Here is a 25,644-nt window from a genome sequence, read left to right on the forward strand (position 1 = left end):
CATTAAAATAAAATTAATTGAACAACCCTGACCCGGCCTTTAAATTCCCCCTATAGATTCCTACCTACCCCCTCCTTTTAAGTTACATAGCGCTTCCACTTTTTACCTATATGACTCTCCGGAGGGACAGTTTGTTAATTTAATGATTTCCAATACTCCACGGTCATAAGATAATGAAAATAAAACATACTAAAGGTGACGTTAATAAAGATTACGTGGGCACACTTTCGCCCCTTTCACTCTATATCAAACATACCCTGCCGGTTCTGCTAGGCACCGCCTTGCTGTCTGGCCCAGCCAGAGCGGCAGATGCACCCGTCACCTATACCGGTGACAACCAAGCTATCCTTATTAATAATGATATCGCAAACAGCAGCGGGTCGGCGGTTAGCCTTACTGGTAATAACAATACCATTACCTACACCCCCGACACGCCAGACATGATGATTTTTGGTAAAAATGGCGTTTCTATCACTGGCCAAAATAATACCTTTACCAATAATGGTCAGATCACCGCCACCGGGACGAAACTGGCTGGTTCCGACGCCGCCATTCTGGCGTCTGGCTCCGCCACCATCAATAATAGCGCCAGCGGGGTTATCATCTCGGAATCCGATGCCATTTATGGGAGCAATAGTCTGACCGTCAATAATGACGGCAAGATCATCAGCCACAAGGTAAATGGGTCAATCGTCTATTATAAACAGGGCGGCAGCTACTATGGGTCAGCGGGCAGCGTGCTGGAAGGCGCTTCGTATGGCCTCTACATGATGGGCGGCAACACCCGGAGTGTGGTGGATAATGCTGGCTCCATCACGACCGACGCTGTCAGCATCTATTTCGGCAACGACACCACGGGCACCCTCACCAACCAGCAGGGCAGCGTGATCGCCTCGAAAACCCAGGCGATCAAAATTGACAGCACCACCGGCGTCAACATCCTGAACCAAGGCACGATCTCCAGTGAAAGTGGCACTGCCATTGACCTCACCAACGGCAGCAACGCAGTGACGCTCGGCACGGGTTCGGTGATTGAGGGCGATGTGGTCAGCAGCACTGCGGACACCAATACCCTGACACTTATTGGCAGCGGCAGTGAAGATGCCAACTTTGTGGGTGACAAAAACAGCACGCAGAATGGCTTCAAATCCCTGACCATGCAAGGCGACGACTGGATGCTCTCCGGCAACGTCAACCTGACCGGCAGTGATGCGACCACCCTCAACGTGGAGAGTGGTCGCCTGACGCTGGCCGGCAACGTCACCGCCAAAGGCAATACGCAAGTGGCGAGCGGGGCCACCCTACTGGTGGATGGCAGCGGCACGTTGACCACGCCACAGCTCAACATCGCCACTAATGCGCAGGCAGCCGTCGCCGGCACCCTGACCGGCGACGTCAACAATGCCGGCACCTTTGCCGCCTATAACGCCATCGTGGATGGCCCGGCCAGCGCCACCAGCGTCAACGGCAATCTCACCAACAGCGGTACCCTGCAACTGGGCGGCAGTGAGATTGGCAACATCCTGACCATCAGCGGCAACTACACCGGTGACAACGGCACCGTGGTGATCAACAGCGCACTGGCGGGGGATAATGCCCCCACGGACGCGCTGGTGATTGAGGGCGACAGCCGCGGCAGCTCCTCGCTGGTGGTGAACAACATCGGTGGCCTCGGCGCACAGACCGTGCAGGGCATGGAGGTGATCTCGGTGGGCGGCGACTCCTCCGGCCAATTTACGCTGACGGGCCGTGCCGTCAGCGGGGCCTATGAGTACAACCTGTTCCAGAACAGCGGCAATGGCGGCTGGTATCTTAGCTCGCAGGCGGAACCCGAGCCGCAACCAACCCCTGATCCAGACCCACAGCCTGAGCCAACGCCAGAACCACAACCTGAGCCGACGCCAGAACCGCAGCCTGAGCTGCAACCCGTGCCGGATGCCCCTACCCTCTACCGCCCGGAAGTGGGTGCCTATTTGGGTAACCAACTGGCCGCGCAGCAGATGTTCATCAGCCAGATGAGCGACCGCTACGCCCCGGCGGGCAGCCAGGAGAGCGGCCTTGGCTGGGCACGCATCAAGAGCAACGCCAGCGAGAGCCAGGCGGGCAACGGCGGGCTGTCTGTTGATACCACCACCACCCTGCTTCAGGTGGGGGGCGATCTCTTCACCAGCAGCGATGCGCGCTGGCATGCCGGGCTGATGGCCGGCATCGGTGACAGTGAGAACGATGCTCATGCCAAGGGGAACCGCTACAACGCCAAGGGCGACGTCACCGGTTACAGCGTTGGAGCCTACGCCACCTGGTTCCAGGATGCGGCGCGCCAGCAGGGGCTGTATGCCGATAGCTGGGTGCAGTACAACAAATTCGACAACCACGTCACCGGCGCGGATCTGGCGTCCGAAAGTTACCATAGCCAGGGGGTGCAGGCCTCTCTGGAAACGGGCTACACCCTGCCCTTTGGCCGGGGTGAGACACGCGAGTGGGCCGTCACGCCGCAGGCACAGTTGATCTACTCGCACCTTGAGAGCGACGACCATACCGAGGCCAACGGCACCCGGGTAAGCAGTGGTGCCGATGACGCACTCTTCTCCCGCCTTGGCGTGCGGCTGACCAACCGCAACGTGCTGGATTCACAGGCTGTGCAGTTCTATGGTGAGGCGAATTGGAAGAACGGTGCCGATGTTGGCGGCATGGCCTTCGACGGCGAGTGGGTGAATCAGGATATGCCGGAGAATCGCTATCAGGCGGTGATTGGCCTGTCAGGCAGCGCCAACTCACATGTGCAACTCTGGGGACAGGTCGGCGGCGAGTGGGGTGAGCACCACTACAGCGACTATCAGGGGTCGGTTGGCGTACGCGTCAACTGGTAAGCGCCCTGCCCTGCCAAACAAAACGGCCACCCCGAGGGGTGGCCGTTTTTTTATGACGCCTGCTTGCGCAGCAGGTAGATAAAGTAGGGTGCGCCGATAAAGGTCGCCAGCAGCCCGGCCGGGATCTGGTAGGGGAACAGCAGCATCCGCCCGCCCCAATCGGCCAGCAACATCAGCAGGCCGCCAATCAGCGAGGCCATCACCAGTTGCGGCAGCGCGCGGCGGAAACCAATCATCCGCGCCATGTGCGGTGCCATCAGGCCGACAAAGCTGAGCGGCCCGATAGTCAGGGTCGCCACCGCCGTCATGATCGCCGCCAACAGCAGAATCACCAACCGGCTCGGGCCGAGCGCCAGCCCGACCGAGCGCGCCAGCGCGCCGCCCAGCGGCAGGATCATCAGCCAGCGGCGGCAGAGCGGCGTCAACGCCAGCAGGATCGCCGCCAACGCCACGCTACGCCATGCCTGCGCCCAAGTCACCGAGTAGGTCGAGCCGGAGATCCAGCTCAGCAACTGCCCCATGCGCGGATCGCCGCTCGCCATCAGCAGGGTGATGAGCGTGGTGAAGACGGTGCTCAGGCCAATCCCCGCCAGCAGCATCCGCTCCGGCGAGAAGCTGCTGCGCGCCGACACCAGCAGGATGATGAACAGCGTCGCCGCCGCCCCAAGACTGCCCGCAGGCAGCAGCCAGACAAAGGCGTCGCCCGGCACGAAGAACAGCATCAGCACCACGCCACAGGCCGCGCCGGAACTGATGCCGAGCACTTCCGGGCTGGCCATCGGGTTGCCGGTCAGCTTCTGCATCATGGTGCCCGCCGCACCCAGCATCACCCCGGCGGCCAGCGCCGCCAGCGCGCGCGGCATCCGCCACGGCAGCAGTTGGGTGAAGAGATCGCCCTGCGCCCAGACCCAGCCCGCCATGTCGCGGCCAAAGGCCAGCGCCAGCCACAGGCCACCCAGCAAACAGAGCAACGCGCCGCCAATCCACCACGGCAGGTGGCCGCGCTCCGCAGGCACCACGTCACTCTGGCCCGGCACGCTGCGGCTACGCAGGCGCGGCAGCAGCCACAGCAGCAGCGGCGCGCCAATCAGCGCGGTGGCCGCACCGGTGGCGATGTCCTGCCAGAAGTGGCTCAGCCAGAGCATGATCTGGTCTGTCAGCCACAGCAGCAGCGCCCCCACCAGCGGGGCCAGCAGCAAGCGGCTGAACAAGCGCCGAGCACCAAGCAGCGTCGCCAGCAGCGGCGCAAACAGCCCGACAAAGCCGACCACGCCCACCGCATTCACGATCATCGCGCTGAGCGTGATCGCCACCGCCAGCGCGCCCAGCCGTGCCGCCGACAGCCCGAGTCCCAGGTTGCGGGCGATGCCGTCATCCAGCCCCAGCAGCGTCATCGGCCGCAGCAGCAGCAGCGCCAGCACCAGCGCCAATACCAGTCTCGGCAGCAGGAAGCGCGCCACGCTCCAATCCTGTTGGTTGAGCGCGCCGCTGCTCCAGAGGAACAGGCTCTGTAACTGATCATAGTTGAACAGCGCCAGCAGGCCATCCACTGCGCCGCAGTAGAGGCTCAGCACCAGCCCGGCGAGGATCAGCGTCACCGGCGAGATGCGCTTGCCCCACGCCACGCCAAACACCAGCGCCCCCACCACCAGCGCGCCTGCCAGCGCCGCGAACTGTTGGGTCAGCAGGCCGCCCGGCAGCGTCCAGAGGGTCGCTAACGTCAGCCCCAGCTTGGCTCCGGAGGCCACGCCCAGCGTCGCTGGCTCCGCCAGCGGATTGCGCAGCACCTGCTGGAACAGCACGCCCGCCAGCGCCAGCCCGGCCCCGGCCAGCCAGGAGACGGCGATACGCGGCAACAGGCTATAGTGGAACACCATCTGGCGCACGTCATCGATCTCGGGCTGCCAGAACCCCTGCGCCCAGCGATCCGTCGGCAACTGCCAACGCAGGTTATAGCCGCTCAGCGCCAGACAGGCGGCGGCCAGCAACCCCAGCACCAGCAGCGCGGTGGCGGTCGGACGGCGGCTCATGACGTCACCCCCAGCGATGCTGGCAGCAAACGGCAGAAGCGCATGGCGCTGGAGGTGGAGCCGTAGAACCAGATGGCTGGCACGATGGAGACCGCATTGTCACGGGCAATCGGCAGGGAGCGCCACAGCGGCGAGGCCATGATGCTGTCACGCTGCGCCCGATCGCCATGATCAAAGCAGAGCGCCCGCACGCCCTTCACGGTTGAGAGCTGCTCAATACCAATCACGCTACTGCCCCAGTAGTTGGTCTCCCCCTGCCAGGCGTTGGGGATGCCAAGTTCATTCAGGACATTCATAAACAAGCTGCCTTTGCCAAACACCAGTACGTGGTGGGCATCGAGGAAAGAGAAAAGGAGCACCGGCCGCTGGCCGTAGGGGCGTAGCGCTACCCGCGTCTGCGCCAGCAGCGTTTCAAACTCCGCCAGATGGCGATCGGCCGCCGGGCGCAGCGCCAACCGGTCAGCTAGCAGATAGAGCGCCTTGCGTGCCGAGTCCAGCGGCTGGCCGCTGCCGTCATAGAAGGCCAGCGAGAGGGTCGGTGCGATACGCGCCAGCGCCTCCGGCGTCGGGCCATAGCCAGCGGAGAGCAGCAGCAGCGAGGGACGCAGCTGTTGCAGCAGCTCCAGGTTTGGCTCGGTACGCAGCCCGACGTCCACCACGCCGGGCGGCAGTGCTGGCTCTTTCACCCACTCGCGGTAGCTGTGGGTATCGGCCACGCCGAGCGGCACCACGCCGAGCGTCAGCAGCAGCTCCACGGTAGACCACTCCAGCGAGACGATACGGCGCAAATCAGGGCGGGCGGCCGCCAGTGAGGGCCAGGCGGCAAGCAGCGGCGAGAGCGCCAGCGCCTGCAACAGGCGACGGCGCACGCCGTCAGGTTGGGTCAGGGATCTCATCAGCAGACAAAGCTCACCGGGGCGCCGCCGCCGGGGTGCGGCAGCACGCCCATCGGGATACCGTAAATTTTCTCCAGCACCGGCCCCTGCATCAGCTCGAGCGGGCTGCCGCTGGCAATCATCTGCCCCTCACGCAGGGCAATCAAATGGTCGCAGTAGCGCGCCGCCACGTTGATGTCGTGCAGCACCGCCACCACCGTCAGGCCGCGTTCGGCGCTCAGGCGCTTGATCAGCGCCAGCACCTCCACCTGATGGGCGATGTCCAGCGCGGAGGTCGGCTCGTCCAGCAGCAGGCAGCGCGTCTCCTGCGCCATCATCATCGCCAGCCAGGCGCGCTGGCGCTCGCCGCCGGAGAGGCTGTCCACCAGCCGCTGGGCGAAGGGCTTGAGTCCCACCAGCGCGATGGCCTGCTCGACCGCCTCGCGGTCATGGTGACGAAAGCGCCCGAGCGCGCCGTGCCACGGGTAGCGGCCAATCGCCACCAGCTCCTGCACGGTCATCCCTTCGGCGGGCGGCAGTTGCTGCGGCATATAGGCCACTTCGCGGGCGAAGGCTTTGCTCTCCCATGTGCCCAGCGGTTTGCCGTTCAGCCGCAGCGCGCCGCTGGAGGGCGGCTGATGGCGGCCTAGCATCTTGAGCAGCGTGGATTTGCCAGAGCCGTTGTGGCCAATCAGGCCACAAAATTTGCCCTGCGGGAAGGTGAGGGTCAGGGGCGCCAGCAGGGTGCGCCCCGGAACGGTGAAGCTGGCCTGTTCCAGGCTCAGCGAAACGTGGGTGTTGACGTGGTTATCCTGCATAATTCCCTGTCTTGCAAACGGGCGCGCTTCAGCGCGCCCAAAGTCTGACTGGCCGGATGCGCGCGTTGCCGCGAGGCCCAAGGCTCAGAAGCGGAAGGTGGCGGTCGCCACGATCTGGCGGTCAGTGCCCCAGTAGCAGGCGTAGTCGCGGTAGCAGCTGGAGACATACTCACGATCCAGCAGGTTGTTGATGTTCAACCCAACGGAGGAGCCTGGCAGGCCAGCGCGCGCCAGATCGTACTTGATGGTGGCGTCCACCAGCGTGTAGGACGCCACGCTGAACGGCTCGTTGGCGGCGTTCAGGCTGGAGGTCGCGCCAACGTAGCGCACGCCGCTGCCCACGGTCAGGCCGCTCAGTGCCGTCTCATGGAAGGTGTAGTCTGCCCACAGCGCCGCCATGTTGCGCGGCACCTCAACCGGACGCAGCCCCTTCAGGTTGGTGTCCTTGGTGTACTCGGCATCGGTGAAGGTGTAAGAAGCGATCAGGTTGATGTTGGCGTTGACCGCCGCCTTGGCTTCCAGCTCCACGCCGCGTGAGCGGATCTCGCCGCTCTGGACGCTGAACAGAGAGTTAGCCGGGTCAGCGGTCAGATTGTTGTCCTTGGTCAGCTGGTAGACCGCTGCCGTCAGGCTGATCGGCTGGTTCTCCGGGATGTACTTCACCCCGGCCTCATACTGCTTGCCGTGGGAAGGATCGAACGCCTTGCCACTCAGGCTGGTGCCGCTGACTGGCTCGAAGGACTCGCTGTAGCTGAAGTAAGGCGAGATGCCGTTGTCGAACAGGTAGTTCAGGCCGCCGCGCCAGGTGAACTGCTCGTCGCGGCGCTTGTCGGTGGTGTTGCTGCTGCGGGTCAGCACGGTGCTCTTGGCGAAGTCATAGCGGCCGCCCAGCGTCAGCAGCCAGTGGTTCCACTCCGCCTGATCCTGCACATAGAGGCCGGTCTGCTCCTGACGGTTGAGGATGTGATAGCGGAAATTGATGTCGTAGTCATCATTGCCATACTGCGGCGCGGTCATGTTGATGCCGCCGGTGGTGCCGTAGTCGGCATTGATATCGTTGCGCATCCGCATGTAGTCCACGCCCGCCAGCAGGGTGTGATCCACGTCGCCGGTGGCGAATTTGGCCTGCCCCTGGGTGTCCACGCTAAAGTTATTTAGCTTCTCGCTGGAGTCCACGTAGCCACGGTTGATGGTGGCGGGCGCGCTGTAACCATTGCCGTAGTGGCCGATGTAGTGGCTGTCGATCATGCTGTAGCGCAGGTTTTGGCGCACCGTCCAGGTGTCGTCAAAGCCATGTTCGAAGCTGTAGCCCACCATCTTCTGGTTGCGGGAGTAGGTGTCGCTCGCCTCCCCCTCGTTGAAGTCCACCGGCAGCTTGCGCGCCTTGCCGTTGGCGTCGGTGTAAGGCACCACGGTGCCCTCACGCGGCAACCAGCCGTAGTAGCCAGTTTCTGGCTCATTCTGGAAGTTGCTCAGGAAGGTGAAGGTGGTGCGGTCATCCGGGTGCCAGGTGAAGGCCGGGGCGATGGCGTAGCGCTTCTCGTTCACCAGCTCCTGCTGGGCATCTTGGCTGCGGGCCACACCGGTCAGGCGGTAGGAGTAGACGCCGTTGTCATCCAGCGCGCCGCCAAAGTCAAAGCCGGTCTGGTAGAGGTTATCGGTGCCCATCGAGAACTGCACTTCGCGCAGGGTTTCGGTGGTCGGGCGCTTGCTGACCATCGAGATGATGCCGCCGGGGTTGCTCTTGCCATACAGCACCGACACCGGGCCGCGCATCAGCTCCACGCGCTCCAGCATATAGGGATCCATCGCGGCTTCATTGTAGTTGTCGCCCTGAAGCTTGAGGCCATCGAGGTACTGGTTGGTGTTGACCGAGCTAAAGCCGCGGATTGAGACCACATCCAGCGCCTCGGAGCTACCACGGCTGGCGAAAACGCCCGGTGTGTAGCGCAACGCATCCTTGACCGAGTCCGGCTGGCGCATCTCCAGCTCCTCGCTGGTGACCACGGAGACCGACTGCGGCGTCTTCAGCAGCGGGGTATCGGTCTTGGTGCCGGTGGCACTGCGTTTGGCCGCCACGGTCGCGGCTGGCCCCCATGCGCTCTCCTGCGCCACATTCGGCCCACTGCCCACCACGGTAATGGTGTCGTTGCCGTTGGTCTGGGTCGTGTCGGCCGCCAGGGCCGGCAGGGCGACGTGCCCGAGTGTAACCGCAATGGCCAGCGCCACTTTCCCACGGGGGAACGAAGCCGCTGAGGTAAAGCCTGAACGTGTGCGTGTGCGCATGGTTGCTTCTCTAATGATGTTAACAGGAATGTAAACGAGAATTATTATTATGCAGAGCGAATCATATTCGGATGAATTTTTAAACTCAAGCAGAAAGCGCCTGACGCCTGATAAGCGGGTGAAGAATTCACCTTATTTCCGTTATGGTTAAATTTCATTAACGCAAATAAAAAAACCCGCAACGTTTATGTCGCGGGTTTATAAAACTTTTTATCCTGATGACTATTTTCTAACGCCCAGTAATATCAGCAGCGGTGGATTACCGCTCTCGGTGGCATCGAAATGGTAAATACGTCCCTGCCGCTCGCCGCCAATGCAGAATGAGATGGTGGACTGCTTATTTTTAATCGCCCGTTTCACAGCGGCATCAACGCTGAAATAGAGGTAACTGGGTTTGCTGGTCACCTGCGTTTTGCCGTCGGCGTCACGGCCACAGCTTGGGCGGCTGTTCCAGGTCACCGCCTGCTCCTGCCAGTCGTTGCTGGTCGGGTAGAGGAAGAGCTGGCGCGACGCGCTGTCGGAGACGTTGTTACCAAACAGCCGCACCTTATAAATAAAGGAGGTGTCTTTATCGATGTCCAGCGCCGCCGGCCACGCCGGGATGGCGAACTGGATCAGCCCCACCTCCTCACGGTTTTTGCTGCGGTCATTCTGCCAGTTGTCCTGCACCACCAGCGTGCTGCTGCCCGCGAAGTTGCTCTCCGCCGACTCCTGATTGCTGACGGTCACATCCTGCAACGCTGGCTCATAGGCCAGCGGCACATTCAAGCCGCAATCCAGCGCGTGGTTCATGCAGTGGTTGACCATGTAATCAGACGCCTGATCCGACCAGCCATTCATAAAGTCGGCGTGGGCGCTGTAGATCGACCCCCACCGCTCCACCACATTGCCCTCTACTATTTTCGGATCGAGCGATAGCTCTACCTTGGTCATGTCAATCGGCGGCGAGTTGGGCACCAGATAGGCGATGTTCATGTTGACGGTCGGGATCTTCACCGGGTAAGCCGCCGGACAGGCGTTGTTCACCGTGTAATCCGCGTTCTTGACCCCAATTGCCGGGCGGAGCGTCACGCCGTCCCAGCAGTTGGGGAATTTGATGGCGATGTTCATCTGCACCGTGCCATCCGCTTGCGGCGGGCAGCGGCTCTTGGGCACATCCGAGTAGCCCAGCCCCTGACAGAAGTAGTCAATCGCCACCTTGTTGGGCGTAGTGCCGTTGTGGGTGCCAGCCAGCAGTTGCAGCCCGGCCGGGAACGGGCTGAGCGGGAACTCCTGCACGTTGTTGGCTTGGTAGTAGGTCTTTTGGTAGGCGGGGCGGATCACCTTCCCATCCGGCAGGCGCAGCGACGGCGCCCAGTAGGCAGAGTGGTCGGCCAGGTTGTTGCAGGTGGTGGAGAAGTCCGCCACCAGCTGCTCGTTGGTGCTGTAGGCGTTGGCGTGGGTGCTGCCGAAGAAATCATGGGACATCGCCATACCGGGCATCGCGGGCATCATGATCGCGTCATCGGGCAGCGTATGGCTGTAGTCACACACCACGTGAACCTGGGCATCGGCGGCCTCGGCGCGTGATAGGGGGTTCAGCCAGATAAGCATCAGTAGCAGGGGTAGTGCGCGTTTCATGGTTGGCTCCTTCTGTGGGGGATCCCCAGAGAGTGCCCCGCCCCGCCGGGCCGACGCCAATCACCAACGGTCAGCGATAATCATTGATAAAGCTGATAAAAAAAGGGTGTGATGCACGTTTGACACGCATCACACCCTCTCGGCTCAAGGCGGGGAGTTACTGGCCGAACATCTCCCTGATCCAGCCAGCGACGCCCTCGCTCTCCTTCTGCTCATCCTGCGGTGCCTGCTGCGGCTGGCCCTGCGGCGCTTGCGCCTGTTGCTGCTGTTGCAACTGCCACTGCTGCTGTTGAGCCGCCAGACTGGCCTGACACAGGCTGTCCGGGTCATCCGTCCAGACCGGCATGGTGCGCACCACGCCACCGGTCAGGCCGCCACCGCCGCCGCAGACAAAGTTACCGGCGGAGTCAACGCCCATTGGGCTGATCTCCTCTGGCGCTTGCAGATCCAGCGGCTGCGGGGTGCCGTTTGCCAGATAGCGGCTGTAGAGCGCCATCGCCCCGGTGGAGCCCCACAGTTTCGACGGGCCGTTGTTGTCGCGGCCTACCCAAGTGATCGCCACCTGCTGGCCGTCAATGCCCGCGAACCAGCTGTCACGCAGGTCGTTCGAAGTACCGGTCTTGGCCGCCAGATGCAGGCCGGGGTACTTCACCGCCAGCGCGCGCGAGGTGCCCTCGTTCACCACCTGCTGCATGGCGTAGAGCGTCAGGTAGGCGGCCTGCGCCGGTACTGCGCGCTCGGCCTGCGGGAAGCTCTGGTAGAGCACCGAGCCATCCTCGGCAATCACCGAGCGCACGGCGGAGAGCGGTGCGCGGTTGCCGCCGCTGGCGATGGTCTGGTACTCCTGCGCCACTTCCATTGGCGTCAGCGCGATCGCCCCGAGCAGCATCGACGGCACCGGGTTGAGCACGTTGGCTGGCACGCCGAGCGTCACCAGCGTTTTGGTGATCTCATCCAGCCCGACCGCCATCCCCAGATTGACCGTCGGCACGTTCATCGAACGCGCCAGCGCGTCCACCAGCATCATCTGGCCGCGGAACTGGTGGTCATCGTTCTGCGGTTTCCAGGTCTGGCCGTTGGAGAGACGCAGCGCCAGCGGCTGGTCAGCCAGCAGGGTGTTAAGGCGGTACTTGTCCGGCTGCGCCAGCGCGGTCAGGTAGGTGGCTGGCTTGGCCAGCGAGCCAACCTGGCGGCGCGCCTGCATGGCGCGGTTGAAGCCAGCAAACTGGGTCTGCGACCCGCCGACCATGGCCCGCACCTCGCCGCTGAAGCGATCGACCACCACCATCGCGGTTTCGATGTCGTTCAGGCCACTCTTCTTGCGCAGCTGCGGGATGCCCTCCTCCACCGCCTGCTCGGCGGCGTCCTGCGACACCGGATCAAGGGTGGTGAAGATCTTCACGCCGGAGAGGTCGTTCACCTTGTCGCCCATCCGCTGCTGCAACTCCTGGCGCACCAGCTGCATAAAGGCTGGCTGCGGCGAGATCACCCCGCCCTTCGGTTGCACGCCCAGTGGGCGGGCGCTCAGCATGGTGTAAAGCTCGTGGTCAATGATCTGCTGGGTCTCCAGCAGCTTCAGCACCACGTTGCGGCGCTCCAGCGCCAGTTTCGGGTTGCGCCACGGGTTGTAGAGCGACGCCCCCTTCACCATGCCCACCAGCAGCGCCTGCTGGTCGAGGCTCAGTTCATCCACCGGGCGGCCAAAGTAGTAGAGGCTGGCAAGCGGGAAGCCGCGGATCTGGTCATTGCCATCCTGCCCGAGGTAGACCTCGTTCAGGTACAGCTCGAGGATGCGATCCTTGCTGTAGCGGCTGTCCACCAGCAGCGCCATGTAGGCTTCATTGATCTTGCGCCAGTAGGTGCGCTCATTGCTGAGGAACAGGTTCTTCACCAGCTGTTGCGTCAGGGTACTCGCCCCCTGCACCGTGTGCCCAGCCGTCAGGTTCGCCAGCAGCGCGCGGCCGATGGAGTAGAAGCTGATGCCGTCGTGCTCATAGAAGTGGCGGTCTTCCGTCGCCAGCAGCGTATCCACCAGCAGGTCAGGGAAGCCGCTGCGCGGCACGAACAGGCGCTGCTCGCCATTTGGCGACTGCAACATGGTGATCAGGCGCGGATCGAGGCGGAAGAAGCCGAAGTTGCGCTTGCTGTCCATGTTCTGGATCTGCGCCAGGCTGTCGCCCTTAAAGGTGAGCAGCGCGTGGATCTGCCCCTCTTTGCCATCCGGGAAGTCGAACGGGCGGCGCAGCATCTCAATGCTGTTGCCGCGCACGGTGAATTCGCCCGGCCGGGTGATGCGTGACACCTCGCGGTACTGGGTGCCCTCCAGCAGCGAAACCATCTCCTTCTTGCTGTAGCCCATGCCCGGCTCGAGGTTGACCATCCGGCCATAGACCGCCGCCGGCAGTTGCCACACCTTGCCGTCAATGCGGCTGCGGATCTGCCCATCCAGATAGAAGCCATAGATCGCCAGCAGCAGCGCCAGCACAATCCCGATTTTTACTGCCAGGCCCAGCCAGCCGCGTTTTTTGCGCGGCTTGCCCGCCTTTACCTTGCGTGGCATCTGTTGCTTACCTTTATTGTCTTGGTTGTCATCCTGATAGTCGCCAAAATCATCCCCAGCGTCCTCCTCCCTGCGGTGACGCGGCCGCTGCCGCGCGGGCTTGCGCTCTGGGGGAGTGTTGCGTCCCTTGCGCCCGATGGGCTCGCGGTCATCACCTGACATTGCTGTTCTCCACGCTACTGTTCTTGTTCATCATTACCCTTCCTAAAGAAAAGTCGCGGCGTCCTGCAGTGGCTTTTCAGATTGCTGTGCTATCAACGGAGGCCGGAAAAGGCGCTACTTTGTTACCCGCTGCCCGGCCCGGCCAGCGGAAACATCTGAAAACCGCCCAGCCACCGGGGCTAGGGGGCGTGTTTCTTGGTGCGGCGCGTGGGCAGCGCCTGCGCTGGATCGTCCGGCCACGGATGCTTGGGGTAACGCCCGCGCATCTCCTTTTGCACCTCGCGGTAGGCACCGCGCCAGAACGCCGCCAGATCGGCAGTGATCTGCAAGGGGCGGTGCGCTGGCGACAACAGCTCCAGCACCACCGCCACCCGCCCTTCGGCGACGCGCGGGCTGGCCTCCTCGCCGAACATCTCCTGCAACCGCACCGCCAGCACCGGCGGCTTATCGGCGTCATAGCGAAGCGGCAGCCGGCTACCGGTCGGCACAGTGTAGTGGCTTGGCAACGCACTATCCAGCCGTTGCCGCTGCGGCCAACTGAGCAGCCGACCGAGCGCCTCCAGCAGATTCACCTGCCGCAGGGCGCGCATGTCGCGCACCTTGCCGAGCGACGGCAGCAGCCAGCTCTCAAGGCTCGCCAGCAGATCCTCCTCCTCTACCGCCGGCCAGTCGCCCTCTGGCAGCCAGCGGCGGGCGCAGCGCATCCGCAGCAGCAGCTGTTCGGCCGCCGGTTCCCAGTTGAGCGCCGCCAGCCCCTGCTGGCGCACCCACTCCAGCAGCGCCTGTTGCAGCTCCTCATCGGAGGGCTTTGCCAGCGGGCGGGCGCGCAGCACCAGCCGCCCCACCATGTCGCGCTGCCACGCGCGCAGGGTGCCGCGCGCCTCGTCCCACTCCACGGCGGCATGGCGCGTCACCAGATCCGGCAGGCGCGCGGCCAGCGCCTCCATCTCCACCGGCAGTGCCAGCAGGATGCGGGCGTCCGGGCTGGCGTTGCCCTGCAACAGCGACGGTGCAATCAGCCAGCCGTGGCGGGTCAGCGCCTCATCCTGCGGCAGCGAGGCACCCAACCCATTCGCCAACAGATAGCGCCCCTCCGTGCCGCGCCGCTGGGCGAGGCGATCCGGGAAGGCGCGCGCCAGCAGCCAGGCGGTGTGGTCAGGGTCGGGCTGGCCAAAGGGCTGGCCGCAGCGCTTCGCCAGTTGGGTAGCGCGGCGCTGCCAATGCGGCTGGCGGCGGCTGAGCCAGTCACTGAGATCCGGCGTGCCACCGCGCGGCGGCTCCTCCAGCATGGCGGCGAGCAGCGCGGCGGTGGCCAGCGCCGCCCCCTCGGCCGCACCGGCCACCAGCATCGCCGCCAGCCGTGGGTCAACGCCCAGCCGCGCCATGCGCTGCCCAGCCGGGGTGAGCCGCCCGCCAGCATCCAGCGCGCCCAGTTGCCGCAGCAGCGCCTGTGCCGCTGCCAGCGCGGGCGCAGGCGGCGCGTCCAGCCAGGTGAGGTCGGCCGCGTCACGGCAGCCCCACTGCAACAGCTCCAGCCACAGGTTGCTCAGGTCACTCTGCACGATCTCCGGCTCGCCCTGCTCCGCCGCACGCTCCGCCTGCTCACGGCTGAAGAGGTGCACACAGAGGCCCGGCGACAGGCGTCCCGCACGGCCAGCGCGCTGGGTCATGGAGGCCTGACTGATGCGCTGGGTCACCAGCCGCGTGACGCCGCTGCGCGGGTCAAAGCGGGTGGCGCGCTCCAGTCCGCTGTCCACCACCAGCCGGATGCCCTCGATGGTCAGGCTGGTTTCGGCGATGTTGGTCGCCAGCACCACCTTGCGCCGCCCGGCCGCCGCTGGCTGGATCGCCTGCTGCTGTTGCGCCAGCGGCAGCGCGCCATAGAGCGGGCAGAGATCGGTATCGGTGGCGACGTTGCCCGCCAGCCGCTCCTGCACGCGCAGAATCTCGGCCACGCCGGGCAGGAACAGCAGCAACGAGCCTGACTCCTCGCGCAGCAGTCGCAGCACGGCGGCGGCCACCCCCTCCTCCAGCCGCTCATGGCTGGCGAGCGGCTGATAGCGGCGCTCGACCGGGAAACTGCGCCCCTGCGAGACAATTACCGGCGCGTCCGGCAGCGCCTGCGCCAGCCGGGCGTTGTCCAGTGTCGCGGACATCACCAGCAGCTTCAGGTCATCGCGTAGCCCCTGCTGCACCTCCAGCAGCAGCGCCAGCGCCAGATCGGCCTGCAAGCTGCGCTCGTGGAACTCATCGAGGATCACCAGCGACACGCCACTCAGCTCCGGGTCGCGCTGCACCATGCGGGTCAGGATGCCCTCGGTCACCACCTCCAGCCGGGTGGCGGCGCTGGTGTTGCTCTCGGCGCGCATCCGGTAGCCGATTGTCTGCCCCGGCGCTTCGCCCAGTTGCTGCGCCAGCCGGTGCGCGACGTTCTTTGCCGCCAGACGGCGTGGCTCCAGCATAATGATACGGCCCGGCAGCCCGGCGCGCGCCAGGATGGTCAGCGGCAGCCAGGTTGACTTGCCCGCGCCGGTCGGCGCATTCAGCAGCACCTGTGGCGACGATGCCAGCGCCGTCAGCACCTCCTCCACCACCTCGCTGACCGGCAGCGCAGATGCCCCGGTGGTCACCGCGTCCATACCCCTTCCCCTTACATCGGTTAACTTTCTGAGCCGGGCATTGTAGCATTCAGCCCCAGACCCTTTGGTAAATTCATACAGGATGCCCATGCCCGACGCCCAACGCCTCTTCTTCGCCCTGCCGCTGCCGGCTGGCCTGCAACAACAGGTGATCGGCTGGCGCGCCACCGCGTTCGCGCCGGAGGCGGGCCGGCCGATTGCCGCCGCCAACCTGCACCTGACGCTGGCCTTCCTTGGCGAGGTGAGCGACCAGAAGGCCGCGGCGCTGGCCCAGCTGGCGGGCCGGGTGCGCCAGAGCGGCTTCCAGCTGACGCTGGATGACCTTGGCCACTGGCCGCGCCCCGGTGTGGTGTGGCTTGGCCCGCGCCGCGCGCCGCGCCCGCTGCTGCAACTGGCGACGCTGCTGCGCGCGCAGGCGGCGCGCAACGGCTGCCACCAGAGCGCACAGCCATTCCACCCGCACATTACGCTGTTGCGCGGTGCTACCCGCCCGGTGGCGTTGCCGCCCGCCACGCCCAACTGGACGCTGGAGGCCACCGAGTTCTGCCTGTATGAATCCCGCTTTGAACGCGGCCAGACCCGCTACCGCGCCCTGCAGGCGTGGCCGCTTGGCTAAGGCCAGTCAGGAGAGTTATGCTTTTTACCCCACCGCTGCAACGGGCTACGTTGATCACACGTTACAAACGGTTTCTGGCAGATGTCGTCACCCCCGAGGGGGAACAACTGACACTGCACTGCCCCAACACCGGCGCCATGACCGGCTGCGCCACGCCGGGCGACACTGTCTGGTACTCCACCTCCAGCAACCCCAAGCGCAAGTACGCCCACACCTGGGAGTTGTCTGAAACTCAAGAAAACCATTGGATTTGCATCAATACTCAGCGTGCTAATAGTGTAGTGCGCGAGGCGATAGCGGCGGGAAGAGTGCCGGAATTGTCTGGTTACACCCAGCTACAGGGCGAAATAAAGTATGGCAGTGAAAACAGCCGTATCGATCTGTTATTACAGGCAGAAAACCGTCCTGACTGCTATATTGAAGTGAAGTCGGTGACGCTGCTCCACCAGGGCGGCGGCTACTTCCCGGATGCGGTGACACTGCGTGGGCAGAAGCATCTGCGGGAGTTGCAGCAGGTAGCGTCAACCGGGCGGCGTGCGGTGCTGTTTTTTGCCGTGCTGCACTCCGGCATCTCTATGGTCTCTCCCGCCCGCCATATTGATCCACGCTACGCTAATCTATTGGCAGAAGTACAAAATCAGGGGGTTGAGGTGATTTGCTACGGAGCACAGCTCTCACCCACCGGCATTGACCTGATGAACCCCATCCCGTTGATAGGGATACCAAAAACATAAGGCTGCCTCATCCTGCGGCGAGCGCAATAAAGCCGCGTATCACAGGATTGTCAAGCGGATGTGAGGAATAATTGCCATCTATCCTTCCATCTGTTATTTATAGCGGCCTGATTTTTCCCCACGTTGGGGATCGATAGTGCGTGTTATGTAGGAGAAGCAACATGCAAGAAGGGCAAACCCGTAAAACATCCTCCTTGAGCATTCTCGCCATCGCTGGGGTGGAGCCGTACCAAGAGAAGGTGGGCGAAGAGTACATGAATGAGGCGCAACTCGCCCACTTCAAACGTATTCTTGAAGCATGGCGCAACCAGCTCAGGGATGAAGTCGACCGTACTGTATCGCACATGCAGGACGAAGCCGCTAATTTCCCTGATCCCGTTGACCGTGCTGCCCAGGAAGAGGAGTTCAGTCTGGAGCTGCGCAACCGCGATCGTGAGCGCAAGCTGATCAAGAAGATTGAAAAGACCCTGAAAAAAGTGGAAGACGAAGATTTCGGCTTCTGCGAATCCTGCGGGGTTGAGATTGGCATCCGTCGTTTGGAAGCCCGTCCGACCGCAGACCTGTGCATTGACTGCAAAACGCTGGCCGAAATCCGCGAAAAGCAGATGGCAGGCTAAGCTCTGATGTCTGATCACGACTGCCGCGGCGCCCCTGGCGCCGCGCTTTCGTCACCCTACACCATGCCTGAACGCCTCTCCCCCGCTCCCTATATTGGCCGCTTTGCGCCATCGCCCTCCGGCGAGCTGCACTTTGGTTCCCTGATCGCCGCGCTTGGCAGTTACCTGCGCGCCCGTGCCCAACAGGGTCGCTGGCTGGTGCGCATCGAGGATATCGATCCGCCGCGCGAGATGCCCGGTGCCGCGGCGCGCATCCTGCGCCAGCTTGAGCACTACGGCCTGCACTGGGACGGCGAGGTGCTCTACCAGTCGCAGCGCCATGACGCCTACCGCGAGGCCCTAAGCCAGCTGATTGCTGCCGGCCGCGCCTACTACTGCACCTGCACCCGCAGCCGCATCCAGTCGATAGGTGGCGTCTATGACGGCCACTGCCGCTCGCTGCATCTGGGCGCGCACAACGCCGCCCTGCGGCTGGTGCAGTCGCAGCCGGTCTACGGCTTTGAGGATGGCCTGCGCGGCTGGCTGGCAGCCGACCCACGGCTGGCGGAGGAGGATTTCATTATCCACCGGCGTGATGGCCTGTTCGCCTATAACCTGGCGGTGGTGGTGGACGACCACGCTCAGGGGGTGACGGAGATTGTGCGCGGCGCGGATCTGATTGAACCAACGGTGCGGCAGATCGCGCTCTACCACCAGTTCGGCTGGCAGGCGCCCGGCTATATCCACCTGCCGCTGGCGCTGAATGAGCATGGCGACAAACTCTCCAAGCAGAACCATGCGCCGGCGCTGCCGGAGGGCGATCCGCGCCCGGTGCTGGCGGAGGCGCTGCGCTTCCTTAACCAGCCGCTGCCAGCGGATTGGCGCGACCTGAGTCTGGCGCAATTGCTGGCGCACGCGGTGGCGCACTGGCAACTGGAGGCGGTGCCGCGATGAGGGGATTTGGCACATCTTTACAACATTATTCTCAAACCCCCCGGCATGAGCTATGATTAGCCGCTGTTTTTTGCTCTCATTTTTTAGTCACTATCGAGGTGTCCCATTTTTACCCGAGTAGCCAATTTTTGCCGAAAGGTGCTGGCCCGCGAAAACGACGTCCCTGACACGGTCGCACCCGTGCAAGCGCCTCTTTTCACTGTCATTCCGCGCGATCAACACGCGATCTCCCGCCGGGACATTAGTGAAAATGCCCTGAAGGTGCTCTATCGCCTGAACAAAGCCGGCTTTGAGGCTTACCTGGTCGGCGGCGGCGTGCGTGACTTGTTGCTCGGCAAAAAACCCAAAGATTTTGACATCACCACCAATGCCACGCCGGATGAAGTGCGTAAGCTGTTCCGCAACTGCCGGCTGGTTGGCCGCCGTTTCCGTCTGGCCCACGTGATGTTTGGCCCGGAGATCATCGAGGTCGCCACCTTCCGTGGTCACCACGAGCAGGAGCAGCCGCAGCAGGACAAAAATGCCTCCCAGCAGGGGCGCAACGGCATGTTGCTGCGCGACAACATCTTCGGCTCGATCGAGGAGGACGCGCAGCGCCGCGACTTCACCATCAACAGCCTCTACTACGGCGTGGCCGATTTCAGCCTGCGTGACTACACCGGCGGCCTGCGCGATCTCCAGGAGGGCGTCATCCGCCTGATTGGCGACCCGGAGACCCGCTACCGTGAAGACCCGGTGCGGATGCTGCGCGCGGTGCGTTTCGCCGCCAAGCTGAACATGCGCATCAGCGCGGAGACCGCCGAGCCGATCCCGCGTCTGGCGGCGCTGCTGCATGAGATCCCGCCAGCGCGCCTGTTTGAGGAGTCGCTGAAGCTGTTGCAGGCCGGGTATGGCTACCCGACCTACCGCCTGTTGTGCGAATACCAGCTGTTCCAGCCGCTGTTCCCGCTCATCTCCCGCCAGTTCACCGAGAGCGGCGACAGCCCGATGGAGCGCATCCTGGCGCAGGTGCTGAAGAACACCGACCATCGCCTGCACAATGACATGCGCGTCAACCCGGCGTTCCTGTTCGCGGCCATGCTCTGGTATCCGCTGATTGAACATGCGCAGAAACTGGCGCAAGAGAGCGGGCTGGCCTACTTCGACGCCTTCGCGCTGGCGATGAATGATGTGCTGGACGAGCAGTGCCGCTCGCTGGCGATCCCGAAACGCATCACCACGCTGGTGCGCGACATCTGGCTGTTGCAGTTGCGCCTGTCACGCCGTCAGGGCAAGCGTGCCCACAAGCTGATGGAGCACCCGAAATTCCGCGCCGCCTACGATCTGCTGGCGCTGCGCGCCGAGGCGGAGAACAACCGTGAGCTGGTGCAGCTGGCCCAGTGGTGGGGCGAGTTCCAGACCGCCACCCCGATGCGCCAGAAAGGGATGCTCTCCAACCTCGGCGAAGAGGGCAACCCGCGCCGCAGCCGCCCACGCCGTCCGCGCAAACGCGCGCCGCGCCGGGACAACGCCGAGTGATCCGCGTCTATCTGGCGCTCGGCAGCAACCTGGCCGAGCCGCTCGATCAGGTCAATGCGGCCCTCACGGCGCTGGACGCCCTGCCGCAGACGCGGCTGGTGCGCCGCTCCTCGCTCTACCGCAGCAAGCCGCTTGGCCCGCAGGACCAGCCGGACTATCTGAACGCGGTGGTGGAGCTGGAGACGGCCCTGCCGCCGGAGGCGCTGCTTGACGCCACGCAGGCGATTGAGCAGCAGCAGGGCCGGGTACGCAAGGCTGAACGTTGGGGGCCGCGCACGCTGGATCTCGACATGCTGCTCTACGGTGAGCAGGTGATCAGCACGCCGCGCCTGACGGTGCCGCACTATGACATTATGAACCGCGAGTTCATGCTCTACCCGCTGTTTGAGATCGCCCCCGATCTGGTGTTCCCCAGCGGCGTGGCGCTGGACGCGCACCTGCGTGGCATCGACCGCAACGGCCTGACGCTCTGGTAACAGGTGCCCGGCCGGGTGCCTGTTCCGCCAACTTTTTCTCCCCTTTTTTGTTAACCATGCGATGCGAAACGCACGGTTGGCTATCCAGCGCCTCGCCTTATCATTAAAATGACCTCTTTGGTGAATACCGATAAATAGTCGTAGACGAGGTCATTATGAAACCCACCACGGTCAGCCACTTACGCGAGTGGAAACAGCAGCAGCGCAAGTTCGCGACCATCACCGCCTATGACGCCAGCTTCGCCCAGTTGTTCGAGGAGCAGGGCATCAGCGTGATGCTGATTGGCGATTCGCTTGGGATGGTGGTTCAGGGGCAGGACTCCACCCTGCCGGTCACGGTGGAGGAGATCGCCTACCACACCCGCTGCGTGCGGCGCGGCGCGCCCCACAGTCTGGTGATGGCTGACCTGCCGTTCATGAGCTACGGCACGCCGGAGCAGGCGTGCGACAACGCCGCGATGCTGATGCGCGCCGGGGCCAACATGGTGAAGCTGGAGGGCGGTAGCTGGCTGTGCGAGACGGTGAAAAAGCTGACCCAGCGCGCGGTGCCGGTGTGCGGCCACCTTGGCCTGACGCCGCAATCGGTCAATATTTTCGGCGGCTACAAGGTGCAGGGGCGCGACGAGGCGGCGGCCAACCAGCTGTTGCAGGACGCCCTCAACCTGGAGCAGGCCGGCATACAGGTGCTGGTGCTGGAGTGCGTACCGGCATCGCTGGCTGAAAAAGTGACGCGCGCGTTGCAGATCCCGGTGATTGGCATCGGCGCGGGCAACGCCACCGACGGCCAGATTCTGGTGATGCATGATGCCTTTGGCATTACCGGCGGCCATGTGCCAAAGTTCGCCAAGAACTTTTTGGCCGAGGCGGGCGACCTGCGCAGCGCGGTGCGCCTCTACGTCGATCAGGTGGCCTCCGGCGCGTACCCGGCGGAAGAGCACAGCTTTAAATAAAAAGGAGAGGAACGTGGTAATCATTGAAACCATACCGTTGCTGCGCCGTGAGATCCGCCGCTGGCGACAGGAGGGCAAGCGCATTGCGCTGGTGCCGACCATGGGCAACCTGCACGACGGCCACATGACGCTGGTGGACGAGGCGCGGGCGCGCGCCGACGTGGTGGTGGTCAGCATCTTCGTCAATCCGATGCAGTTCGACAAGGCCGACGATCTGGCGCGCTACCCGCGCACCCTGCAAGAGGATTGCGAGAAGCTGACGCGGCGCGGCGTCGATCTGGTCTTCTCCCCCGCCCCGGCGGACATCTACCCGCATGGCATGGCGACCCACACCTATGTGGAGGTGCCGGTGCTCTCCGAGATGCTGGAGGGCGCCAGCCGCCCCGGCCACTTCCGCGGCGTCGCCACCGTGGTCAGCAAGCTGTTCAATCTAGTGCAGCCAGACATCGCCTGCTTTGGCGAGAAGGATTACCAGCAGCTGGCGCTGATCCGCAAGATGGTGGATGACATGGGCACCGACATCGAGATTGTCGGCGTGCCGACGGTGCGCGCCAAGGATGGGCTGGCCCTCAGCTCGCGCAATGGCTACCTGACGCCGGAGGAGCGCAAGCTGGCCCCGGCCCTCAGCCGTATCATGAACCAACTGGCGGAGGCGCTGTTGCAGGGCGAGCGCCACGTGGAGGATCTGCTGGAGGGCGCGGCCGCCGAGCTGCGCGAGGCGGGCCTGACGCCGGATGAGCTGTTTATCCGCGATGCCGACAGCCTGCAACCGCTAACGGTTGCCAGCACCCGCGCGGTGATTTTGATGGCCGCCTGGCTCGGCAAGGCGCGTTTGATTGATAACTGTCAGGTTGACCTGACGGTATGATGCTTAACGGGCGGCAGGCACGCCGCCCCCGGACGCAGGACGCACCCCGCCCTACCCGGCCGCCGACGGCGGCCGGCACCATGACTCTACTGCCAAGGTAACACGCTATGGTACGCACAATGCTGCAAGGCAAACTCCACCGGGTGAAGGTCACGCAAGCCGATCTGCACTATGAAGGCTCCTGCGCCATCGATCAGGATTTCCTCGAGGCCGCCGGCATCCTGGAGTATGAAGCCATCGACATCTACAACGTCGATAACGGCCAGCGTTTCTCCACCTATGCCATCGTCGCCGAGCGCGGCTCGCGCATCATTTCGGTCAATGGCGCGGCCGCCCGCCTCGCCTGCGTTGGCGACAAGCTGATCATCTGCTCCTACGTGCAGATGGAGGAAGCGGACGCGCGCCGCCACCAGCCGAAGGTTGCCTATTTCGAGGGTGACAACCAGCTCCAGCGGCGCGCCAGCGCCATTCCGGTGCAGGTGGCCTGAATGCCATAAAAAAAGGGAACCCGCGGGTTCCCTTTTTTGTCAGCGAAAAGCGATCAGGTACGCAGGCCGCGTCCGCGCTGGATCAAGATCCACGCCAGCAGGTAGAAGACCACGATAAAGGCCACCAGCACCGCCATGGTGAGGGCCAGCGGCACGTCACTGATGCCGAGGAAGCCGTAGCGGAAGCCGCTGATCATGTAGACGATCGGGTTCAGCTTCGACACCGCCTGCCAGAAGGGCGGCAGCAGCGTCAGCGAGTAGAACACCCCGCCCAGATAGGTGAGCGGCGTCAGCACAAAGGTCGGGATCAGGCTGATGTCGTCGAAGGTCTTGGCAAATACTGCGTTCAGCAGGCCACCGAGCGAGAACAGGATCGAGGTCAGCAGCAGCGTCAGCGCGATCACCCACCATGAATGCACATGCAGCGGCACGAAGAACAGCGACACCGCTGTCACCAGCACGCCGACGCAGATGCCGCGCGCCACGCCGCCGCCGACATAGCCGGCGATCACCACGTGGGTCGGCACCGGTGCCACCAGTAGCTCCTCAATGTTGCGCTGGAACTTGGCGCTGAAGAACGAGGAGGCGACGTTGGCGTAGGAGTTGGTGATCACCGCCATCATGATCAGGCCCGGCACAATGAACTGCATGTAGTCAAAGCCGTGCATCTCGCCGATGCGCGAACCAATCAGGTTACCGAAGATGATGAAGTAGAGCGTCATGGTGATCACCGGCGGCACCAGCGTCTGGATCCAGATGCGGCCAAACCGGTTGATCTCTTTGTACCAGATACTCTGTAGCGCCACCCAATAGAGATGTGTCATGCCTCCTCCTCCACACCATTCACCAGCCCGACAAACAGCTCCTCCAGCCGGTTGGCCTTGTTCCTCATACTGAGCACCTGGATGCCCTGCTTGCTCAACTGGCTGAACACGCCGTTCAACCCCTGCTCACGCATCACCTCCACCTCAAGCGTTGAGGTGTCCACCAGCGTGCTCTTGTACCCCTCCAGCTTCGGCAGCGGGCTTTTCGCCGCCAGATCGAGCACAAAGGTCTCGGACTTCAGCTTGGCGAGCAGTGCCTTCATGCTGGTGTTCTCCACCAGCTCCCCGCGCTGGATGATGCCGATGTTGCGGCACAGCATCTCCGCCTCTTCCAGATAGTGGGTGGTAAGGATGATGGTGGTGCCGCCAGCGTTCAGCTCCTGCAAAAAACTCCACATGGAGCGGCGCAGCTCAATGTCGACGCCTGCGGTCGGCTCATCGAGGATCAGCAGCTTTGGCTCGTGCATCAGCGCGCGCGCAATCATTAGGCGGCGCTTCATGCCGCCGGAGAGCATCCGCGCCCGCTCGTTGCGCTTGCCCCACAGGTCAAGCTGGGTCAGGTACTTCTCTGCCCGCTCCAGCGCCTCGCGGCGCTTCACGCCGTAGTAGCCGGCCTGATTGACCACAATCTGCATCACGGTCTCAAACGGGTTGAAGTTAAACTCCTGCGGCACCAGCCCGAGCTGGCGCTTGGCGTTGACGATGTCGCGGTCAATATCATAGCCAAACACCCGCACCTTACCGGCGCTCTTGTTGACCAGCGAACTGATGATGCCGATGGTGGTGGATTTCCCGGCGCCGTTCGGGCCGAGCAGGGCATAAAAATCGCCGGCTTCCACCTGCAGGTCGATGCCGCGCAGCGCCTGTACCCCACCTGCGTAGGTTTTGGTAAGCTGCGCTAATTCCAGTGCATATGTCATAAACGTAGGATCGCCTTGTTTTGCTGTTTTCTCTGACTCAAGGGCAGGATCAGATTTCAAATTCGTGATGTATGCCCTATATTAAACTGACAACCTGTGCTTCACAGATTGTTCACATTTCATACGAGAAAGATCCCCCATGAAAGAGATTGAAAGGCTCATAGCCAACAACCGTGCATGGTCTGAGACCATCACTAAAGACGACCCAGCCTTCTTCGAGCGCCTGGCCGAAGCCCAAAAACCGCGTTTCCTGTGGATTGGTTGCTCCGACAGCCGGGTGCCCGCTGAGCGCCTGACCGGCATGGAGCCGGGTGAGTTGTTCGTTCACCGTAACGTGGCCAACCTGGTTATCCATACCGATCTGAACTGCCTTTCCGTGGTGCAGTATGCGATTGACGTCCTGCAAGTTGAGCACGTCATCGTCTGCGGCCACTACGGGTGCGGCGGCGTGGCCGCAGCGGTGGAGAACCCGGATCTGGGTCTGATCAACAACTGGCTGCTGCACATCCGCGACCTGTGGTACAAGCATAGCTCGTTACTGAACGAACTCCCGCAGGAGGATCGTCTGAATACCCTGTGCGAGATCAACGTGGTTGAGCAGGTCTACAACCTCGGCCACTCCACCATCATGCAGGGCGCCTGGAAGCGCGGGCAGAAAGTGATGCTGCACGGCTGGGTCTACGGCTTGCAGAACGGCCAGCTCAATGATCTGGACATGACCACCGCCAACCGCGAAAGCCTGGAAGCCAACTACCATGGCGCGATCGCCAAGCTGCTGCCTGGCAACGCCTGAGGGTGACCCGCTGGCCTGAAGCATAGCCAATACCGCAGAGTAAAAAT

The 25,644-nt window shown here is 63.3% G+C and carries 20 protein-coding genes; 11 read left to right on the plus strand and 9 right to left on the minus strand.

Going from position 1 to position 25,644, the window contains the following annotated elements:
• Positions 1 to 173 precede the first annotated feature (173 nt).
• Positions 174 to 2,870, plus strand: coding sequence for an autotransporter family protein (locus tag ACK3SD_RS14285; RefSeq protein ID WP_481125908.1), 2,697 nt, complete (start codon positions 174 to 176; stop codon positions 2,868 to 2,870).
• A gap of 50 nt (positions 2,871 to 2,920) precedes the next feature.
• On the opposite strand, the gene fhuB is transcribed toward ACK3SD_RS14285, so the two are convergent.
• The 7 genes from fhuB to hrpB all read right to left on the minus strand — a co-directional run bounded on the left by fhuB (position 2,921) and on the right by hrpB (position 15,860).
• Complete coding sequence (gene fhuB, locus ACK3SD_RS14290; RefSeq protein ID WP_481125909.1) at positions 2,921 to 4,900, minus strand: Fe(3+)-hydroxamate ABC transporter permease FhuB; 1,980 nt, start codon at positions 4,898 to 4,900, stop codon at positions 2,921 to 2,923.
• Positions 4,897 to 5,796, minus strand: a complete 900-nt coding sequence (gene fhuD / locus ACK3SD_RS14295; RefSeq protein WP_481125910.1) for a Fe(3+)-hydroxamate ABC transporter substrate-binding protein FhuD — start codon at positions 5,794 to 5,796, stop codon at positions 4,897 to 4,899. The genes fhuB and fhuD overlap by 4 nt, the downstream gene beginning before the upstream one ends.
• Positions 5,796 to 6,593 (minus strand): Fe3+-hydroxamate ABC transporter ATP-binding protein FhuC, encoded by a 798-nt coding sequence (fhuC, locus tag ACK3SD_RS14300; RefSeq protein ID WP_481125911.1) that lies wholly within the window; start codon positions 6,591 to 6,593, stop codon positions 5,796 to 5,798. The genes fhuD and fhuC overlap by 1 nt, the downstream gene beginning before the upstream one ends.
• Positions 6,594 to 6,677: 84 nt before the next feature.
• Entirely contained in the window at positions 6,678 to 8,879 is a 2,202-nt protein-coding gene (fhuA, locus tag ACK3SD_RS14305) for a ferrichrome porin FhuA (RefSeq protein ID WP_481125912.1), read from the minus strand.
• A 222-nt stretch (positions 8,880 to 9,101) separates the two neighbouring features.
• Positions 9,102 to 10,499 (minus strand): CBM96 family carbohydrate-binding protein, encoded by a 1,398-nt coding sequence (locus tag ACK3SD_RS14310; RefSeq protein WP_481125913.1) that lies wholly within the window; start codon positions 10,497 to 10,499, stop codon positions 9,102 to 9,104.
• Between the two features lie 157 nt (positions 10,500 to 10,656).
• The gene (mrcB, locus tag ACK3SD_RS14315; RefSeq protein WP_481125914.1) at positions 10,657 to 13,221 is read right to left on the minus strand and encodes a bifunctional glycosyl transferase/transpeptidase; all 2,565 of its coding nucleotides are present in this window, start codon (positions 13,219 to 13,221) and stop codon (positions 10,657 to 10,659) included.
• A gap of 179 nt (positions 13,222 to 13,400) precedes the next feature.
• A complete protein-coding gene (hrpB, locus tag ACK3SD_RS14320) occupies positions 13,401 to 15,860 on the minus strand; it encodes an ATP-dependent helicase HrpB (RefSeq protein WP_481125915.1) in 2,460 nt (819 codons plus the stop codon).
• An 88-nt stretch (positions 15,861 to 15,948) separates the two neighbouring features.
• On the opposite strand from hrpB, the gene thpR reads away from it, so the two are divergent.
• From thpR to panD, 9 genes are all read left to right on the plus strand, one after another.
• Positions 15,949 to 16,476, plus strand: coding sequence for an RNA 2',3'-cyclic phosphodiesterase (gene thpR / locus ACK3SD_RS14325; RefSeq protein ID WP_481125916.1), 528 nt, complete (start codon positions 15,949 to 15,951; stop codon positions 16,474 to 16,476).
• A gap of 17 nt (positions 16,477 to 16,493) precedes the next feature.
• On the plus strand, positions 16,494 to 17,210 hold the full coding sequence (gene sfsA / locus ACK3SD_RS14330; protein ID WP_481125917.1) for a DNA/RNA nuclease SfsA: 717 nt from the start codon (positions 16,494 to 16,496) through the stop codon (positions 17,208 to 17,210).
• A 161-nt stretch (positions 17,211 to 17,371) separates the two neighbouring features.
• Entirely contained in the window at positions 17,372 to 17,827 is a 456-nt protein-coding gene (dksA, locus tag ACK3SD_RS14335; RefSeq protein ID WP_137764228.1) for an RNA polymerase-binding protein DksA, read from the plus strand.
• 63 nt (positions 17,828 to 17,890) lie between these two features.
• Positions 17,891 to 18,760 carry a tRNA glutamyl-Q(34) synthetase GluQRS gene (gene gluQRS / locus ACK3SD_RS14340; protein WP_481127563.1) on the plus strand — a complete coding sequence of 290 codons (870 nt, stop codon included), beginning with the start codon at positions 17,891 to 17,893 and terminating at the stop codon, positions 18,758 to 18,760.
• Between the two features lie 105 nt (positions 18,761 to 18,865).
• A complete protein-coding gene (pcnB, locus tag ACK3SD_RS14345) occupies positions 18,866 to 20,278 on the plus strand; it encodes a polynucleotide adenylyltransferase PcnB (RefSeq protein WP_481127564.1) in 1,413 nt (470 codons plus the stop codon).
• Positions 20,275 to 20,754, plus strand: coding sequence for a 2-amino-4-hydroxy-6-hydroxymethyldihydropteridine diphosphokinase (gene folK / locus ACK3SD_RS14350; RefSeq protein ID WP_481125918.1), 480 nt, complete (start codon positions 20,275 to 20,277; stop codon positions 20,752 to 20,754). Before pcnB ends, folK begins: the two co-directional genes overlap by 4 nt.
• A gap of 155 nt (positions 20,755 to 20,909) precedes the next feature.
• Positions 20,910 to 21,704, plus strand: coding sequence for a 3-methyl-2-oxobutanoate hydroxymethyltransferase (panB, locus tag ACK3SD_RS14355; RefSeq protein ID WP_481125919.1), 795 nt, complete (start codon positions 20,910 to 20,912; stop codon positions 21,702 to 21,704).
• Positions 21,705 to 21,717: 13 nt separating this feature from the next.
• Positions 21,718 to 22,572 (plus strand): pantoate--beta-alanine ligase, encoded by an 855-nt coding sequence (gene panC / locus ACK3SD_RS14360; protein WP_481125920.1) that lies wholly within the window; start codon positions 21,718 to 21,720, stop codon positions 22,570 to 22,572.
• A gap of 107 nt (positions 22,573 to 22,679) precedes the next feature.
• A complete protein-coding gene (panD, locus tag ACK3SD_RS14365) occupies positions 22,680 to 23,060 on the plus strand; it encodes an aspartate 1-decarboxylase (RefSeq protein WP_137764233.1) in 381 nt (126 codons plus the stop codon).
• A 53-nt stretch (positions 23,061 to 23,113) separates the two neighbouring features.
• Here the strand turns inward: panD and ACK3SD_RS14370 are convergent, their stop codons facing one another.
• Both ACK3SD_RS14370 and ACK3SD_RS14375 read right to left on the minus strand, forming a co-directional pair.
• Entirely contained in the window at positions 23,114 to 23,884 is a 771-nt protein-coding gene (locus ACK3SD_RS14370; protein ID WP_481125921.1) for an ABC transporter permease, read from the minus strand.
• Positions 23,881 to 24,804, minus strand: a complete 924-nt coding sequence (locus tag ACK3SD_RS14375; RefSeq protein ID WP_481125922.1) for an ABC transporter ATP-binding protein — start codon at positions 24,802 to 24,804, stop codon at positions 23,881 to 23,883. The genes ACK3SD_RS14370 and ACK3SD_RS14375 overlap by 4 nt, the downstream gene beginning before the upstream one ends.
• A 139-nt stretch (positions 24,805 to 24,943) precedes the next feature.
• On the opposite strand from ACK3SD_RS14375, the gene can reads away from it, so the two are divergent.
• Complete coding sequence (can, locus tag ACK3SD_RS14380) at positions 24,944 to 25,597, plus strand: carbonate dehydratase (protein WP_481125923.1); 654 nt, start codon at positions 24,944 to 24,946, stop codon at positions 25,595 to 25,597.
• Positions 25,598 to 25,644: the final 47 nt, after the last annotated feature.

Source organism: Chimaeribacter sp. YP20170169 (assembly GCF_056739715.1).

Coding starts and splice junctions, on each gene's coding strand:
- fhuA (WP_481125912.1), bottom strand. CDS start 8,879: ATGCGCACACGCACACGTTCAGGCTTTACCTCAGCGGCTTCGTTCCCC.
- sfsA (WP_481125917.1), top strand. CDS start 16,494: ATGCTTTTTACCCCACCGCTGCAACGGGCTACGTTGATCACACGTTAC.
- can (WP_481125923.1), top strand. CDS start 24,944: ATGAAAGAGATTGAAAGGCTCATAGCCAACAACCGTGCATGGTCTGAG.
- hrpB (WP_481125915.1), bottom strand. CDS start 15,860: ATGGACGCGGTGACCACCGGGGCATCTGCGCTGCCGGTCAGCGAGGTG.
- mrcB (WP_481125914.1), bottom strand. CDS start 13,221: ATGTCAGGTGATGACCGCGAGCCCATCGGGCGCAAGGGACGCAACACT.
- ACK3SD_RS14285 (WP_481125908.1), top strand. CDS start 174: ATGAAAATAAAACATACTAAAGGTGACGTTAATAAAGATTACGTGGGC.
- ACK3SD_RS14370 (WP_481125921.1), bottom strand. CDS start 23,884: ATGACACATCTCTATTGGGTGGCGCTACAGAGTATCTGGTACAAAGAG.
- fhuD (WP_481125910.1), bottom strand. CDS start 5,796: ATGAGATCCCTGACCCAACCTGACGGCGTGCGCCGTCGCCTGTTGCAG.
- fhuB (WP_481125909.1), bottom strand. CDS start 4,900: ATGAGCCGCCGTCCGACCGCCACCGCGCTGCTGGTGCTGGGGTTGCTG.
- panB (WP_481125919.1), top strand. CDS start 20,910: ATGAAACCCACCACGGTCAGCCACTTACGCGAGTGGAAACAGCAGCAG.
- ACK3SD_RS14310 (WP_481125913.1), bottom strand. CDS start 10,499: ATGAAACGCGCACTACCCCTGCTACTGATGCTTATCTGGCTGAACCCC.
- fhuC (WP_481125911.1), bottom strand. CDS start 6,593: ATGCAGGATAACCACGTCAACACCCACGTTTCGCTGAGCCTGGAACAG.
- panD (WP_137764233.1), top strand. CDS start 22,680: ATGGTACGCACAATGCTGCAAGGCAAACTCCACCGGGTGAAGGTCACG.
- gluQRS (WP_481127563.1), top strand. CDS start 17,891: ATGCCTGAACGCCTCTCCCCCGCTCCCTATATTGGCCGCTTTGCGCCA.
- ACK3SD_RS14375 (WP_481125922.1), bottom strand. CDS start 24,804: ATGACATATGCACTGGAATTAGCGCAGCTTACCAAAACCTACGCAGGT.
- dksA (WP_137764228.1), top strand. CDS start 17,372: ATGCAAGAAGGGCAAACCCGTAAAACATCCTCCTTGAGCATTCTCGCC.
- thpR (WP_481125916.1), top strand. CDS start 15,949: ATGCCCGACGCCCAACGCCTCTTCTTCGCCCTGCCGCTGCCGGCTGGC.